The organism is Actinoplanes sp. NPDC049316, assembly GCF_040677315.1.
In the GTDB taxonomy this organism is placed as follows: domain Bacteria; phylum Actinomycetota; class Actinomycetes; order Mycobacteriales; family Micromonosporaceae; genus Actinoplanes.
Genome location: NZ_JBFAQM010000003.1, coordinates 97,188 through 111,830, shown reverse-complemented (window position 1 = coordinate 111,830; position 14,643 = coordinate 97,188). Strand labels below are relative to the sequence as shown.

Annotated in this window: 9 protein-coding genes; 6 read left to right on the top strand and 3 right to left on the bottom strand. The window is 75.3% G+C overall.

Features of this window, described 5'->3' with window-relative positions; genetic code table 11:
- Nucleotides 1-2: 2 nt before the first annotated feature.
- The 3 genes from AB0K03_RS05775 to AB0K03_RS05765 form a co-directional block, all read right to left on the bottom strand.
- Nucleotides 3-1,454 carry a GTPase domain-containing protein gene (locus AB0K03_RS05775; RefSeq protein WP_364681018.1) on the bottom strand — a complete coding sequence of 484 codons (1,452 nt, stop codon included), beginning with the start codon at nucleotides 1,452-1,454 and terminating at the stop codon, nucleotides 3-5.
- 343 nt (nucleotides 1,455-1,797) lie between these two features.
- Nucleotides 1,798-3,768, bottom strand: a complete 1,971-nt coding sequence (locus AB0K03_RS05770; protein WP_364681015.1) for a GTP-binding protein — start codon at nucleotides 3,766-3,768, stop codon at nucleotides 1,798-1,800.
- Nucleotides 3,769-3,835: 67 nt separating this feature from the next.
- Complete coding sequence (locus AB0K03_RS05765; RefSeq protein WP_364681012.1) at nucleotides 3,836-4,714, bottom strand: IniB N-terminal domain-containing protein; 879 nt, start codon at nucleotides 4,712-4,714, stop codon at nucleotides 3,836-3,838.
- A gap of 353 nt (nucleotides 4,715-5,067) precedes the next feature.
- Here AB0K03_RS05765 and AB0K03_RS05760 point away from each other — a divergent pair, with 353 nt between their 5' ends.
- From AB0K03_RS05760 to AB0K03_RS05735, 6 genes are all read left to right on the top strand, one after another.
- Nucleotides 5,068-6,135 (top strand): hypothetical protein, encoded by a 1,068-nt coding sequence (locus AB0K03_RS05760; protein ID WP_364681010.1) that lies wholly within the window; start codon nucleotides 5,068-5,070, stop codon nucleotides 6,133-6,135.
- Between the two features lie 5 nt (nucleotides 6,136-6,140).
- Nucleotides 6,141-8,774, top strand: coding sequence for a LuxR C-terminal-related transcriptional regulator (locus AB0K03_RS05755; RefSeq protein WP_364681007.1), 2,634 nt, complete (start codon nucleotides 6,141-6,143; stop codon nucleotides 8,772-8,774).
- Complete coding sequence (locus AB0K03_RS05750) at nucleotides 8,771-10,789, top strand: nitrate- and nitrite sensing domain-containing protein (RefSeq protein WP_364681005.1); 2,019 nt, start codon at nucleotides 8,771-8,773, stop codon at nucleotides 10,787-10,789. The genes AB0K03_RS05755 and AB0K03_RS05750 overlap by 4 nt, the downstream gene beginning before the upstream one ends.
- On the top strand, nucleotides 10,782-11,216 hold the full coding sequence (locus AB0K03_RS05745) for a DUF742 domain-containing protein (protein WP_364681002.1): 435 nt from the start codon (nucleotides 10,782-10,784) through the stop codon (nucleotides 11,214-11,216). Before AB0K03_RS05750 ends, AB0K03_RS05745 begins: the two co-directional genes overlap by 8 nt.
- Nucleotides 11,217-11,233: 17 nt before the next feature.
- Nucleotides 11,234-12,022: a cellulose binding domain-containing protein gene (locus AB0K03_RS05740; protein WP_364681000.1), complete on the top strand. Its 789-nt coding sequence runs from the start codon at nucleotides 11,234-11,236 to the stop codon at nucleotides 12,020-12,022.
- A gap of 136 nt (nucleotides 12,023-12,158) precedes the next feature.
- Nucleotides 12,159-14,549, top strand: a complete 2,391-nt coding sequence (locus AB0K03_RS05735) for a nitrate- and nitrite sensing domain-containing protein (RefSeq protein WP_364680997.1) — start codon at nucleotides 12,159-12,161, stop codon at nucleotides 14,547-14,549.
- The last annotated feature ends 94 nt before the right edge of the window (nucleotides 14,550-14,643 follow it).

The following is a 14,643-nucleotide window of genomic DNA, read 5'->3' as shown; positions in this document are numbered from 1 at the left end:
TCTCAGGTCGTGGGAACGCCCTCGGTCAGCTGCTGGAGCATGGCCTCGCAGCTCTGCAGCACCACCTGCGCGGCCCGCCGGCCCGCCGGGTCTGCTTGCTGGGCTTCGTGCCGCCACCGTTCGGCGGCCGCGCCGGCGTGCTCCCACAGGTGTTCGATCGGTGACTCCGGGGGCACGCCGAGCCGCTCGAACACCGTCGGCCCGTCTCCGCCGGCGAGCCGGCGCGCCTCCATCGCCAGCTCGCCCGGCAGGCCGGCGCGACGGGTGCGCAGGGCGGCCAGCAGGCGCAGCTCCTCGAACTCGTGCGCCCCGGCGACCACCCGCTCGACCTGCCCCAGCAGGTACGCCGACTGCGGCCCCGGCTCGCGGTGCGCGATCTGTTCCACGGCCAGCAGCGCGACCCGCGACTTGAGCACGTCCCGGCGCGCCGAGAACAGGTCCGCGACCGCCGCCTGCAGCTCCGCGAGCCCGCTGTGCCGCTGCAGCGCCTCGGCCAGCGCCGCCGTGTCGTGCGCCCCGGAACGCACCAGCGTCGTGGCCAGGCGGATCCCGGTCAGCCCCAGCCGGCCGAGCAGCCGTTCGCGGCGGTCGGCCGGCAGAGCCACCGCGTCGCCGGCCGCGCGGAACCGGTCCACGGACAGCAGGTACGGCTCGAGCTCCGGGCGAGGCAGGGTGCCCAGCGTCGCCACGGCGTCAAACTCGTCCTGGCGCAGGGTGCGGGCGGCGTACCCGACAAGGCCCGAGACCGCGAGCGCGTCCTGACACATCACCGTCACATCCGGCTCGCGCCGCCGCCGGCGGGCGATCTGCTTCGCCGCGAGCATGGCGTCGACCCGGCCGCCGACGGTCTCGTCGGCGCGCGACAGCACGGCGATCACGTGCAGCGCCGCGGTGGCCGCGGCCCAGCCGCCCCGCACGGGCGGCACCCGGCCCAGGTCGGCCGCGGAGAGCGTACGGCTGAGGAACAGCACGGCGTCCACCTCCTGCCACAGCTCCGCGGCCGTCTGCCACCCCGCATCGGCAGCGGTGAGACCGGGGGTGTCCAGCAGGTGGGTGTGCCGCAGCGACCGGCTCGGCCACTCGACAAGAATCTCCAGCGCATCCCCCGGTACGCCGATCAGCCGCAGCCCGTGGTCGTCGCGGTGCAGCGGCAGCTCGTACGGTGCGCGCTGCAGCGGACGGACCTGCGCCCGCGGCTGCGGCCCGTCCGAATACCACGTCCGGTGACCGGCCTCCCCGTCGGTGGACAGCGCGACGCCCTGCCCGACCAGCGCGCTGACCAGCGTGGACTTACCGGCGCCGGGCGTTCCGGTGACGGCCAGCCGCAGCGGGCCGGCGAACCGTTCCGCCTGCCGGTAGAGCCACCCCCGCGCGGCCGGGTTGTCGTGGTAGATCCGGATCGCCTCGCCGAGCAGGTCGTGCACGCGGGTGGGCAGGTCGCCCGGCTCGGTCACGCCGACGCCCTCCGGGCCGCGGCGACGGAAATGCGCACCCCGCCTGAAAAGCGCGCCCCAGCAAGGAAGTGCCCCCGGCCGAGGGAGCGCGGCCCACCGACGGAGCGCGGCCCGCGGAGGGAGCCCGGCCCACCGACGGAGCGCGGCCCGCCGACGGAGCCCGGCCCACCGACGGAGCGCGGCCCGCCGACGGAGCCCGGCCCACCGACGGAGCGCGGCCCGCCGACGGAGCCCGGCCTACCGACGGAGCGCGGCCCACCCAGAAAGCGCGGGCCCGCTGCGGGGCGCGGCGCGGCCGGGCCGAAAGCCGCTCCGGGCACCGCGGCGCGGCCGCGCGGCGCGGTCACGCCGACGCCGTTCCGGGGGTGATGGCCGGGTTGCGGGCCGGTGCGAGCGCCACCGCCTGTGTGTACAGCTCGGCGAGGCGGTCCAGCTCGTGCTCGATGCGCCGGGCCCGCTGGGCGCGCGCGGCGAGTTCGCGGTCGGCCTCCGCCTTGGCGCTGCGCAGGGACTCCATGATGGCCTCGTGGATGTCCTCGGTGACACCGCTGTAGTGGTCGCGCAGGGTGCGCTGCAGGCGGCGTACGGAATCCTTCGCGTCCTTGGCGAGGCCGAGGAAGATCTGGTCGATGTGCCGCTGCACCGCGAGTTTCGCGGTGGCCTGCCGCCGCTTGAGCAGGGACTTGCTCTCCTCGCGGATCGTACGGCCGCCGAAGATCGCGCCGCCGCCGATGGAGATGGGGTTGATCAGCGACATCCCCGCCAGGCTGGTGGCGAGGCCGACCATGAGGATGCCGCCGTACGACCCGCGCAGGCCGGTGAAGAGCTTCTGCGTCGTCGTGAAGCGCTCGACGGGCGGCGCGTCGAGGTTGCCGGACCGGTCGGGGACCTCGTCCACGGTGCCGGCGACCCAGGGCGGGACGACCTGATCGGCGTACTCGGGGAACTGCTCGGCCACGCGGTGCGCGAGCCACTCCCCCCGCTCGGCCAGCCAGGCGAAGCTGGCCTCCGCCGCTTCCTGGACGGCCTGGCGCAGCCACGGCTCGAACTCGTCCCAGCCGCTCGCCGGGTCCACACCGTCGAGGGTCTTCTCGGCCTCGGCGAGCACCGCGCGGCTGCGTTCGCGCAGGTCGTGCTCGATGTCGGACATGAGGTCGCCGCTCTCGTCGGCCAGGCAGTTCTGCCACCGCGTGGTGATGCGGCGCAGGTCCTCGAGCCGACGCTGGGCGTCGTGCAGCTGGGCGACGGCATCGGACGGCTCGGCGCTGTGCCGGAGGTCGGCGCGCAGCGGCTTCGCAATGCGCTCGGCGACCAGGCGGGCGATCAGCGAGACCGTGGCACGGGCGAACTCGTCCTGCTTGGTGCTCACCGAGTGCTGCAGGTGGTTGATGAGGTGCGGGTAGCCGGACTCCTCGTTGAGCGGATGGCTGCCGGACCGTACGGCGTGCTCGCGCAGGGTGCTGGACAGGGCGATGACGGTCGCCGGGACGCCGGCCGCGGCCAGCCGGTCGCGGGTGTGCGCCAGCGTGTCGCGCCAGCGCGGGGCCACGTCGGTCTTCGTGAGCGCCACGAGCACGTGCGGGTAGAGCCGGGCGAGGTCGGCGAGGACGCCGACCTCGGCCTCGGTGACATCGCGGGTGGCCTCGCAGGTGAACAGGACCAGGTCGGCGCACGCGTACGTGACCAGCCCGCGCAGGTCTGCGACGGCGTCGCGGCCGTCGTCCGGCAGGCCGGGCAACGCGGGGGTGTCGATGAGCACCAGGCCGGAGGCGAGCAGCGCCCGCGGAACCTCCACTTCGGCGTGCAGGAGCGGCGCGGCGGCCGGCGGCCGGGCCAGCACGGCCTCGGCGAGGGCGTCGGGCAGCCGCTCCGTGGGCAGATCGATCCGCCCGTGCGGGGCCGGCGGCGCCGTCCAGGCGGCGGTGGGGCCCGCGCGCGTCACGAGCTGGGCGGCCGGCGTGTCGCCGTGCCGGACGACGGTGGCGACCGTGGCGGGCGCGGCGCCGGCGACCGGGCACACCGGCGCGTTGATCAGGGCGTTGACCAGGTGGCTCTTGCCCTGCCCGGCGGCACCCGTGACGAGCACTCGCAGGTCCGGGTGCAGCAGCTGAGCGCGCCGGCCGGACAGCCACTCCTGCAGGTCGCCACGGTGGTGCGCGGCACTCATCTGGATGGTGGCGTCGAGCACGTCCAGCCAGAGCGACGTTTGGGCCGGCGTCTGCGCCGCGGGGCGCAGGTCCCCGTGGCTGTCGGGTTGCACCGGTGAGATGGGGGCGGCGACCGGCGCCGTTGCCCCCATCTCCCAGCGTTGCATCGTTGCTGCCCCTCGCATCCGAGTCGTGCCTGGCCCACGCCGGCCTATCAGGCCCGACCCGCCGTGCTCAGAAGAGCAGGTCGGTCACGGCGCCGTGAGCGTCGTGGCCGGCGTCCGGAGCAGTGTGGTGTCCCAGCCCGTCGACCAGGCCGCCCACCGTGTGGGTGGCCCCGTCGGCGATACCGGTGACGCTGTGCACCGCGTCGTCCGAAACGCCACCGAGCGGGTCGGATCCGGTCACCGAGCCGACGACCGAAGAGACTGCCGGGTTGAGGTGGGCCACGTCAAGGTCCGCGACGTGCGCGACGTCGATCGCCGAGGTCACGCCGGTGACGGTGTGGACGGTGGTGTCCAGAGTGGCACCCGCGTCGACCCCGGTCGATGCAATGAGGTGATCACTGTCGGTGATGACTGTCGCCGCCACTCCGGTCGACGTGGAGACCCCGGCGTCCAAGCCGAGACCCGGGTCGTGCACGACGGACAGAGCGTCGTCCACGGCGGGCACGCTCGGCGTGTGCACGGTGGCACCCTGTTCGACCTCGACGCCGACGACGCCGCCGACCCCGATGGCGGCGGCCTGCGGCAGCAGACCGTCGCCGGCGACCACGACCGCGCCGGCGCCGGCCACGGACAGCTCGGTGGCGGGGTGCGCGGTCGACAGCTGGGCGGTGATGAGCTGCAGGTGGTTCACGGCGCCGGTGACGTCCACGTCGGCCACCTCGCTCGTGACCTCGGAGACGCCGAGCGGCGCGGTGACCGCGGCGACGTCCGCGAGCGGGGCGAAGTCGACGACGAGCGGGATGACCTCCTGCACGTCGGCAGCGGTGACGTCCTCGAGCCCGGCGTCCTGCAGCACGCCCTCCGGGTCGTGCTCGAAGGCCGAGCGCGCGACCGGGTCGTAGATCAGGTTGAGGACGAAGTCCTGCAACGTCGGGGAAGAATCCATGGTGGCCTGCTCCTACATGGTGGTCGTATGGGTCGTGGTCGTCAGCGGCCGGGGACCGGCGGCGAGCCGGCAGCGGGCCGGCGGTGGCCGGGGCCGCGTCGGGAGGCCGGATCGTCACCCGGCGTGGGCTCACGGTAGAGATCGGATCGCTCCGGGGGCATCGGGGCGCACACCCCCTCCTGATGTCCGGCACCCGGTGTTTCCCCACGGGGCAGCGTTAGGGGCTTAGGGGATTCGCGAGGGCGAAGTTGGGGGACGATCTTCGATGCCCGGTCTGGTACGAACGTTAGGGTTCTGCCCATCCACCATTGATCGCCATCGGTGCCGGCCACCGGTGGCGGAAAGTGAGCTTCGTGCCGTACCTGCTGGGGATCGAGATCGGGGAGACCACTGTGGCCGCAGCCCTGTGCCGGCGGAGTGCTCCGCCCCGCGGGCGTGCGCCGCAGTCCGCCGCCGAGACGGCGTGGGGCCCGGCCGAGCCCGTGACACTGGGCGCCGCCGCGGCGGTGGTCGCGACGTCGCTCGCGCTGTCGCCGGGCGGCGATCTCGTCGCGTCCGACGGCACCGCCGGCGCGGCGGCTCAGCGGGCCTCCGGCTTCCTGCACCGGATCGGCGGCGACACGGCCGTCCGGCTCGCCGGCGAGCCGGTGCGGCCCGAGACGCTCCTGGCCGGAATGGTGGGCTGGGTGGCGGGCCGGCTGTGGCAGCTGCAGGGCAGGGCGCCGGACCGCATCGCGGTGGCGCATCCGACCGGCTGGGGACCGTACCGGCTGGGTCTCGTGCGCGCCGCCCTCGAGGAGATCGGACTGGGTGATCCGGCACTGGTGCCTCGTGCCGGCGCGGTCGTCACCGGGTTCCAGGCGGCCGGGCGGCTGCCGGCGACGGGTGCCGCGCTGCTCGTGCTGCGCCTCGGCGGTGCCGGCCTCGAGATCTCCCTGATCCACCCGCACGCCACCGGGCAGTACGAGTTCATCACGTCGGTGTGGTGCGCCGATCTCGCCGGCTCGGTCCTGGACGCCGCGGATCCTGCCGGTCAGCGGGCCGTGCTGCGGGCCGCGGTGGACCTCGCCGTCCGTACAGCGGCGGCGTGCGCGTTCGAGGCCGCGGAGGTCGCCGCGGTGCTCCTCGCCGGCTCGGCGGCAGGCCATCCGCTGCTCACCGATCTTCTCGCTCAGGCGTTCCCGGCACCCGTCCTTCAGCTCGGCGACCCGCGGCTGACGGTCGCGTGCGGCGCCGCACTGGCGCTGCGGCCCCGGACCCGCCTGGCGGAGACCGCCACCGGCCCGGCACTCCCGGAATACCCGACGGCCGAGGCGCCGCTGGTCACCGCGATGGAGCCGCTGCCACCCGGGCCGGTCGGGGCCATGCCGCCGCCGCGACCGCCCGTACGCGTCACCGAGGCACCGGCGGGGCGGCGATGAGCCCGATGGTCGAAACCCAATCCACGACACTGCTCGGCCCCGAGGCGACGGCCCTGATCGGTCAGGTGCACGCCGACCCGTCCGCGCCGCTGAGCGTTGCCGTCTGTGCCCCCGGCGGATACGGCAAGACGGCACTGCTGCGCGAGCTCGCCGCGGGCTACCGCGCCGCCGGGGTTCCCGTCGGCACGCTGTGGCAGCCGGCCGGCGGCGACCCGGACGACCCCGTACTGCTCGTGGACGACGCCCACCTGGTCGACGACGACCGGCTGCGCGACCTCGTCCGGCTCGCCGACCGGCCCGGGGCCCGCGTCGTGGTCGCGTACCGGCCGTGGCCGCGGCCCGCGGGGCTGGCGGCGCTGACCGACGTGCTGCGGCGGCGGCAGACCCCGGTGTCGCTGGCCCCGCTGGGCGAGGCGCACGTGCGCGCCCGCTGCGCGGAGGTCTGGGAGCACCCGGTCCCACCGGAGTGGATCCGCTTCCTGCTCGTGCAGAGCGGCGGCGTCCCGCGCTACCTGGACCGGCTGATCACCGGCCTGGCCACCGGCTCCGGACCGGTCGGCACGCCACCGGAGCGGGCGCCCGAGGCGGCCCTGGCGCCGTTCGCAGCCGACCTCGACGGCCTGGACGCGGACACGCTCACCGTGTTGCTGGCCGTCGAGGCGGGCGCCGGGCTCTCGCTCACCGTGGTCGCGGCCCTGCTCGACCGTGACGCGGAGCAGGCCACGGCGTTGCTGGCCACCGCGAAGGCGACCGGCATGCTCGCCACATCGGGCGCGCTGGTCCCGGTCGCACGCCAGGCCCTGGCGGCGCACGGGCCGGTCGCGCAACGCGTCGACATCCGCCGGCGCATGGCGGAATGGCAGCTGGCCCGGGGCGGCTCGGTGCTGCCCCTGATGCGCCCGCTGCTGGCGCTCCTGCCGCAGGCCGGTCCCGAGGCGCCGGAAGGTGAGCCGGCGGTGGCCCTGGCACCCGGAGCCCAGGCCGCCGGGCTGGGCGACGCGTTCCTGGCCGCCGGAGACGAGGCCCTGCAGGGCGATCCCGCCCTGGCCGCGCAGCTGTTCGACGCCGCGTCGCGGGCGGGTCGTCCGGCCGGCGCCCGGCGGGCCCTGGCCAGCGCGCTGGCGGGCGACCTCGACCTGGCGTCGCTGCTCGCCGACCAGGTGCTGGCCACCGGGCCGGAGAGCCAGCGACCGGACGCCGCCTGTGTGGCCGCGGCGACGCTCGCGCACCGCAATCAGCTGGCCCGGGCGGTCGAGCTCTACCGGTGGGCGACGCCTCGGCTCGCGGCCGGCTTCGGCGCGGTCGGCCTCATCGCGACCGGGCACCGGGAAGCGGCCGGCATGCTGCTGACGGCCACCCCGGACGATCCGTCGGCCGGGCCGCCGACTCTGCTCAGCACCGCCGCGTCCGGGATGGCCCGCGGGGCGTACGAATCGGTGCAGGGGTCTCCGATGGCGGCGTTGTCCGCGCTGGTGCAGGCCGCCCAGCTGCTGGAGCCCTCGGGCTCGGCCGTGCTCCTGCCGGACAGCCCCGCGGCGCTGGCCGCGCTGGTGGCCCTGCACTGCGCCGAGTTCCAGTCGGCACAGGCGGTGCTCGAGCGTGCGGTCGAGACGGGCCTCGGTGGCCCGCTGTTCGTCCGACGGCACCGCCTCCTGCTGGCCTGGACGGCGATGGCGCAGGGCCGGCTCGCCGCCGCCGCGGAACAGGCAGCGCTGGCCGGCGTACCCACGGACCCTGCCGCCGACCCCGGACCGGCCGGCGCGCCCGGCCGCGACCTGGTGTACGCCGCCGCCCTGCGCGCCGGCCTGGCGCGCCGCGCCAGCGACATCGCCGGGTTGCAGGCCTCCTGGCCGCAGGCCCGGCAGGCACTCATCGGCCAGCCCGTCGACCTCTTCACGCTGCTGCCGCTCGGCGAGATCGCCGTCGCCGCGGCCCGGCTGGGCGAGACCCGGCAGGTGCAGCCGGCCCTGCTCGCCGCGGACGACCTGCTGGCCCGGCTCGGCGAGCCGGTGCTGTGGAGCGCACCGCTGCATTGGTCACGGCTGCACGCGGCGATCCTGGCCGACGAGCGGCCCGCAGTCGAGCGACACGTAAGCGCGCTGCGGGAGCGCCGGGACGACAGCGCGTACGCGGGCGCGCTCGCCGCCGCCGGGCAGTGCTGGCTGGACATGCTCTCCGACCGCATCGAGCCGGACGTCGTCGAGGCCGCGGCCCGTGGCCTGGCCGAGCTGGGGCTGAGCTGGGACGGCGCCCGGCTCGCGGGACAGGCGGCGATCCGCACCACGGACCGCAAGGCGATGACCGTGCTGCTGGACTGCGCCCGCTCACTGCAGGCGCGGCAGTCCCCCGCGGACGGGCTCGCGGCATCGGGACGCCGCGGCCGGCCGGGTCAGACGGCGCGCCCGGTGCTCAGTGACCGGGAGGAGGAGGTCGCCGCCCTCGTGCTGGCCGGATTGACGTACAAGCAGGTGGCGGACCGGCTCTACATCTCGGCGAAGACCGTCGAGCACCACATGGCGCGCATCCGGCAGCGGCTGGGCAGCACCGACCGCGGCGAGCTGCTCGCTCAGCTGCGGCTGATCGTCCGAGTCCCGGCCGATCAGGAGGCACCGTACGGCCCCGAGGGGAGACTGTCGTGACCGGTACGAGCACCCGCGCGCGGCTGTGGGCGTGGATCGCCGGCGCGCTGCTCGTCGTGCTGTGGGCGGCGGCCGCGGTGCCGCTGACCCTCGACGCCGCCCGGGTGGTTCGCACCCACGCCGCCACCCGGCAGCTGGGTGAGCCGGTCGACGCGGTGATCGTCCAGTTGCAGGAAGAACGACGGCTGTCCGCCGGCTTCCTGGCCGGTGTGGTGACCCGGGACGCCCTGACCGCCCAGCGCCGGCGTACGGACGACGCCTGCACCCGGCTCCAGGACGTCGCATCCGGCTCGATGTGGCGCAGGCCTGCGGGGGCGCGGTCGGCCGAGGTCACCGACGACCTGGTACGCCGTCTGGACGAGCGCCGGAGTCTGCGGGCCACAGTGGACGGCAGCCGCCCCGATGTCACCGCTGTGCTCGACGGATACACCGGAATCGTCGCCTCCGCGTTCGCGGGCGCGCCGTGGCTGTGGCCGGACAGCGACACCCGCACCGGCTCCGCGCTGCTGGGGCTGGGCCGAGCCCGGGAGACCCTGTCCCAGGAGGACGCCGCATTGATCGGCGACCCCCGCGGCGCGCGGTCGGCCGACGTGCGCGCCGCGGTCGTACGGCTGGCGCTGACCCGCCGGACGCTGCTGGCCGAGGGCGCGCACGGGCTTCCCGCGAGCGCCCGCGAGGAGTACGACAAGCTGGCCGCCGAGCCGGAGACGACCACGTTGGCGGCGTGGGAGGACCGCCTCATCGCCGGGACCCCCGCCCGGGACGCGACGCCGCCACCGGCGCTGGACGCGTACCGCACGCGGCTGCGTGACGTGGAGGTCTCGGCGGTGCGGCGGGCCCGCGAGGACGCCGTGCCGGGTGCCGTGGCGACGGTGGCCGGCGCGGGACTGCTCGCCGGCGTCGGACTGATCGCGGTGATCGCCGTGCTCGTCCGGCTGCGGCGCAATCCCACCGGGGCCCGCGGCCGGAGCGTGACGACTGCCTCCACCCCGGCGCCGGACGCACACCGGCTCGAGTTGGTGCTGGAGCAGAATCGGCGCAACCAGGCCCTGCTGCATCGGCAGCTGCGCCTGCTCGATGCTCTCCAGCGGCGCATCGACGACGACGGCATCCTGGGCGAGCTGTTCCGCATCGACCACCTCGCCAGCCGGGTGCGGCGCAACATCGAGAAGACCATCGCGCTGACCGGCGGCACCCCCGGGCGCCGGTGGACTGCGCCCGTACCGCTCACGGAGGTGGTCCGCGCGGCCGCGGCAGCGGTGCCCGGCTTCGAGCGCGTCTCCACCGCCCAGGTGCAGCCGGCCGCGCTGACCGGTACGGCGGTCCTCGACGTCATGCACCTGCTCGCCGAGCTCGTGGAGAACGCCGCCACCTTCTCCTCGGCCGACACCCGGGTGCGGGTGAGCGGCGCCTGGGACGCGGACGGCTACGTGCTCACGGTCGCCGACCACGGCCCCGGCATGACGGACGACGACCTGCGCACCGCGGCCGACATCCTCACCACCTCCGTGCCCCCCGCGACCCGCGCGTGGGACGGCCTGTACGCCGCGGGCCGCCTCGCCGACCGGTGCGGGGCCGCCGTGGCCCTGCGCAACGCCGACGGCGGCGGACTGCACGCGGAGGTACGCCTACCGGCCGCGCTGCTGCACGAGACGACCGACACCACCGAGGTGACCGCCGCCCTGCCGCCGCCCGCGGTCCCGGCGCCGGAGGTGTCGCCCGCCCCGCGTCCCAGGAAGATCCCGGCCCAACGGCTTCCTCCGGGAGCAACCCCCGCCAAGAAGGCAGGCCCGGCAGCCACACCGGGCAGCGGCGCCACCGCGAAGAAGGCCTCGGCGACCGGTCCGGCCGGCGGCGCCGCACCCGCCAAGAACCCCCGCCGATCGGCCCGGCCGGCTCCCGGAAGCGCACCCGCCGGCAAGCGGGCGCCGCAAGCCAAGCAGGATCCCGGCGCAACATCCGCTCAGGACCCGGGACTGCAAGCCGGTGTGACCACAGTGGGCACTGATGACTAGCGCCGGCACCCACCCCACACCGCCGATGGCCAGCGCTCGCACCGCGCCGGTGCTTCCCGGCGGCGGCCCGGAAGACGCGTGGTACGACGAGAACGCCGGCCCGGTGGTTCGCCTGTACGCGATGACCGGCGGCCGCACACATCCCGGCGATCACGGCTTCACGATGAGCACGCTCGTTCAGCGCACCCAGGACCGGGCACCCGCGTCGGCGCTCTCCCCGGAGGAGTCGGCGATCCTGCGGCTGTGTGCGCGGGCGCTGTCCGTCGCCGAGATCGCCGCGTACCTGAGGCTGCCGCTCGGGACCGTCCAGGTGCTGCTCGACGACCTGCGCGGCGCCGGGCTGGTCCGGGTCCCGCAGCAGCCCGAGGAAGACCACCTGTCCCTGGCCGTCATGCAGCGGCTGCACGAAGGGTTGCTGACGCTGTGACCGAGGAGGAGCCCCCGATGGCAGAAGCGAGCCGGCGTGAACGCCGCTCCCCCTCCGTCATGCTGCTCGACGCCCTGATGCGCCTGGCCATCGCCGCCCAGTCGGGCCCGCAGCCCAAGGTACGGCCGGCCGGGCGCAGCCGCCGCGGCGCCGTGGGCTGGATGGTGGCGGGTGTGCTGCTCGCCGTGGCCGGCACCGCGGTCGTCGTCGCGGCGGTGATCCGCGGCCCCGGCGACCTGGCGTCGCTGCCGCCACGCGCGCCGGACAAGGCCCGGGTGGCCGAGCCGGCGCCGTCGACCCTCCTTCCCGGGTCCACGACCGTGCCGCCGACCTCGGCGGTGACCACGGGCGGGACGTCACCCTCGGCATCGTCGGCCTCGGCTGTGCCCGTACCCGGATCTGCTGTTCCGCCCTTGCCACCCGGGGCCGCGACCCCGTCGTCGGCCTCGGCCGCGGCGCCGCTCGCGGCGCGGTACCGGTTCCCCGGCGGCGGGACGGGCCTGCTCGGGTACGGCGCCGAGGTCACCATCGCCAACCCCGGCCCGGCCCGCAAGCGCGGGTGGGTGCTGACGCTCACCCTGCCCCGGCCGACGCTGCAGGTGTCCGGGGTGTCCGGGGCGACGGCCCGGCAGGCGGGTTCGACGTGGACGTTCGAGCCGGTCGACGCCACGCGGACCGTGCCCGCGGGCGGTTCCGTGGTGGTCGAGTTCGACGTCCTGGGCGCGACCCTGATCGACGCCGCGCCGCAGGACTGCCGCATCGACGGTGCCCGGTGCGCCGGACCGGACGACCCGCCACCAGCCTGACCGGCCCGGCCACTGACTGCCCTACCGGCCCACCGGCGTCCCGCCGACGAGCCGGTCCCGCCTGACGAACCCGCCCAGCCGACGAACCCGTACCGCCGGACGAACCCCTCCCCGACGACTGAAGATCGCGAGCACAGTGACCAAGAAACCCGAAACCGACGAGGCTCTCCGCGGCCCGGAGAAGCCCATCAAGCGGCGCATCGCCCGGCTCATCCTCGTGCCGGGCGTCGCGGCCCTCGTCCTCTGGCTGGCCACGTCGTCCTACCTCGTGTTCAACGGTTACTACGACCGCGAGGTGGCCAACGGCGTGCGGCAGGTGTCGATCCCCGCAGTCCGCACTCTCGCGGCCATCCAGCACGAACGCCGCGACAGCATCAACTACCTGTCGCATCCGGCCCGGGACCTGCAGTCACTGATCGCGCAACGGCAGGAGACCGACGATCTGGTGGCGAAGCTGCGCACGGCCGCCGACCCCGTGCTGAGCAAGGCGCCGCGCTCGATCGACGTACGCTGGCAGGCCTTCTCGGACCGGCTGGACCGGCTGCCCGGGGTACGCAGCACCATCGACTCGGGCCGGGCGCTGCGGCAGCAGACGACCGACTTCTACAACGACCTGGTGGACTCCGCGATCGACCTGTTCGACACGCAGGCGCGGGTCGTGCCGGACGCCACGGCGACGCAGGGCGGCATCACCGCCACCGACACCTTCCGCGCGGGCGACATGATGTCGCGGGCCAGTTCGCTGATCTCCGGCGCCCTGGGCGCCCAGGCCCTCAGCCAGCAGGACCACCTGCGGTTCGTGACGATGGTCGGGGCATACCACACGATGCTCGAGACGGCGGTGCCGCAGCTGGAGCCGGAGGCCCGCGCCCAGTACGAGCGCATGACCGCCGGCAACGAGTGGAAGACGCTGACCGCCGCGGAGAACGTCCTGATCTCGGCCGGGGCGTGGAAGGGCAAGGCGCCGCGGTCGCTGCAGCTGACCGGCCTCCAGTGGGACGCGGCCGCCGCCTCGGTGTCCGATCAGCTGGTGGCGCTCACGGTCACCCAGGCCGACCGGGTGTCCATCCAGGCGCTGCGGACCGGCAACAACCAGCTGCTGGCCGCGGCCATCGGCAGTGCGGTGGCGCTGCTCATCGCGGTGGGCGCCATCGTGTCGGCCGTCCGGCAGTCGCAGATCCTGGTCAACCAGGCGCTGTCGGTGCGCCTCGCACAGCTGGGCAAGGACGCCGTGGCGGTCGTCGACGAGCGGCTGCCCGCGATCATCACCCGGTTGCGCAGACGGGAGAAAGTGGACGTCGCGCTGGAGCTGCCCAACCGCGACTACGGCCGCGACGAGATCGGCCACCTGGCGACGGTGCTGAACAAGTCGCTGCACGCCGCGGTCGACGCCGCCGTCGAGGAGGCCACCACGCGCGCCGCCGGCATGGCGATGCTGATGGGTGTCGCCCGCCGCCCGCAGCGGCCGCTGCAGCACGGGCTCAAGGTGATCGAGGAGCTGCAGAACCGGATCGGTGACGAGCAGATCCTCGCGGAGCTGTTCGACATCAACCATCAGCTCACCCAGACCCGCCGGTTCCTGGAGAACCTCATCATCCTGGCCGGCGGCCAGACCGGGCGGCGGTTCTCCCGCCCGGTGCCGGTACGCCGGGTGCTGCTCGGCGCCATCGCGGAGACCCGGCAGTACCAGCGGGTGACGCTGCGCCGCACGCCCGACGTGGCGGTCAGCGGCCCGGCCATCACCGGCATCACCCACCTGCTGGCGGAGCTGCTCGACAACGCGCTCGTCTTCTCCCCGCCGGACTCCGAGGTGTGGATCAGCTGCACCCAGGCGCACCACGGCGTGGTGATCGAGATCGAGGACGCCGGCGTCGGCATGACGCACGAGGCGATGGAGCAGGCCAACACGCTGCTCGCCACCGCGCCCACTCCCGACCTCACGGGGCTCAAGGGCGGCGCCCAGATCGGCCTCTGGGTGGTCGCCGAGCTGGCCAAGCGCGGCGGCATGCAGGTCACCCTGCGCACCTCCGCGTACGGCGGGGTGCTCGCGGTCGTGCTGTTGCCCGCGACCGCTCTGGCGCCGGGGCAGGAGGCGCGGGGCACGGGCGAACCGGACGCCGCCGACGACCTGCGGCGCCCGGTCGAGCCGGATTTCGCGATGCCGCTCGAGGAGGAGCCGACGGCGGCGATCCCGGCGCGCGTCCCGGCGCAGGCCGTCGAGCAGCCGGCCGCCCCGGTCCGCACCCGGTCCGCCCCGGTGCCGGTGACGAGCGCCGCCACCGCGCCGGCGCCGGTCGGCAATCCCGCGTCGAACGGCTCGGGCAGCGGGCGGCCGCCGCTTCCCGTACGACGCCCGCAGGAGCACCTGGCGCCGCAGCTGCGCGAGGAGACGGATGGACCGTCGCAGACTGCGGCTCCCGTCTACTCGCCCGAGGCCGCTCGCAACCGCCTGGCCAGCTACCAGAAGGGCTGGCGCGCCGGGCGCACCGGTGAGATCCAGCCCCCCGGCCCACCGCCGGCCGGATAAGGCCCACCGCCGGCCGGACAAGGCCCACCGCCGGCCGGACAAGGCCCACCGCCGGCCGGACAAGGCCCACCGCCGGCCGGACAAGGCCCACCGC

Bases quoted from the DNA above. Each gene is read 5' to 3' on its own strand.
- AB0K03_RS05770 (WP_364681015.1), bottom strand. From the start codon at position 3,768: ATGCAACGCTGGGAGATGGGGGCAACGGCGCCGGTCGCCGCCCCCATC.
- AB0K03_RS05765 (WP_364681012.1), bottom strand. From the start codon at position 4,714: ATGGATTCTTCCCCGACGTTGCAGGACTTCGTCCTCAACCTGATCTAC.
- AB0K03_RS05755 (WP_364681007.1), top strand. From the start codon at position 6,141: ATGGTCGAAACCCAATCCACGACACTGCTCGGCCCCGAGGCGACGGCC.
- AB0K03_RS05745 (WP_364681002.1), top strand. From the start codon at position 10,782: ATGACTAGCGCCGGCACCCACCCCACACCGCCGATGGCCAGCGCTCGC.
- AB0K03_RS05740 (WP_364681000.1), top strand. From the start codon at position 11,234: ATGGCAGAAGCGAGCCGGCGTGAACGCCGCTCCCCCTCCGTCATGCTG.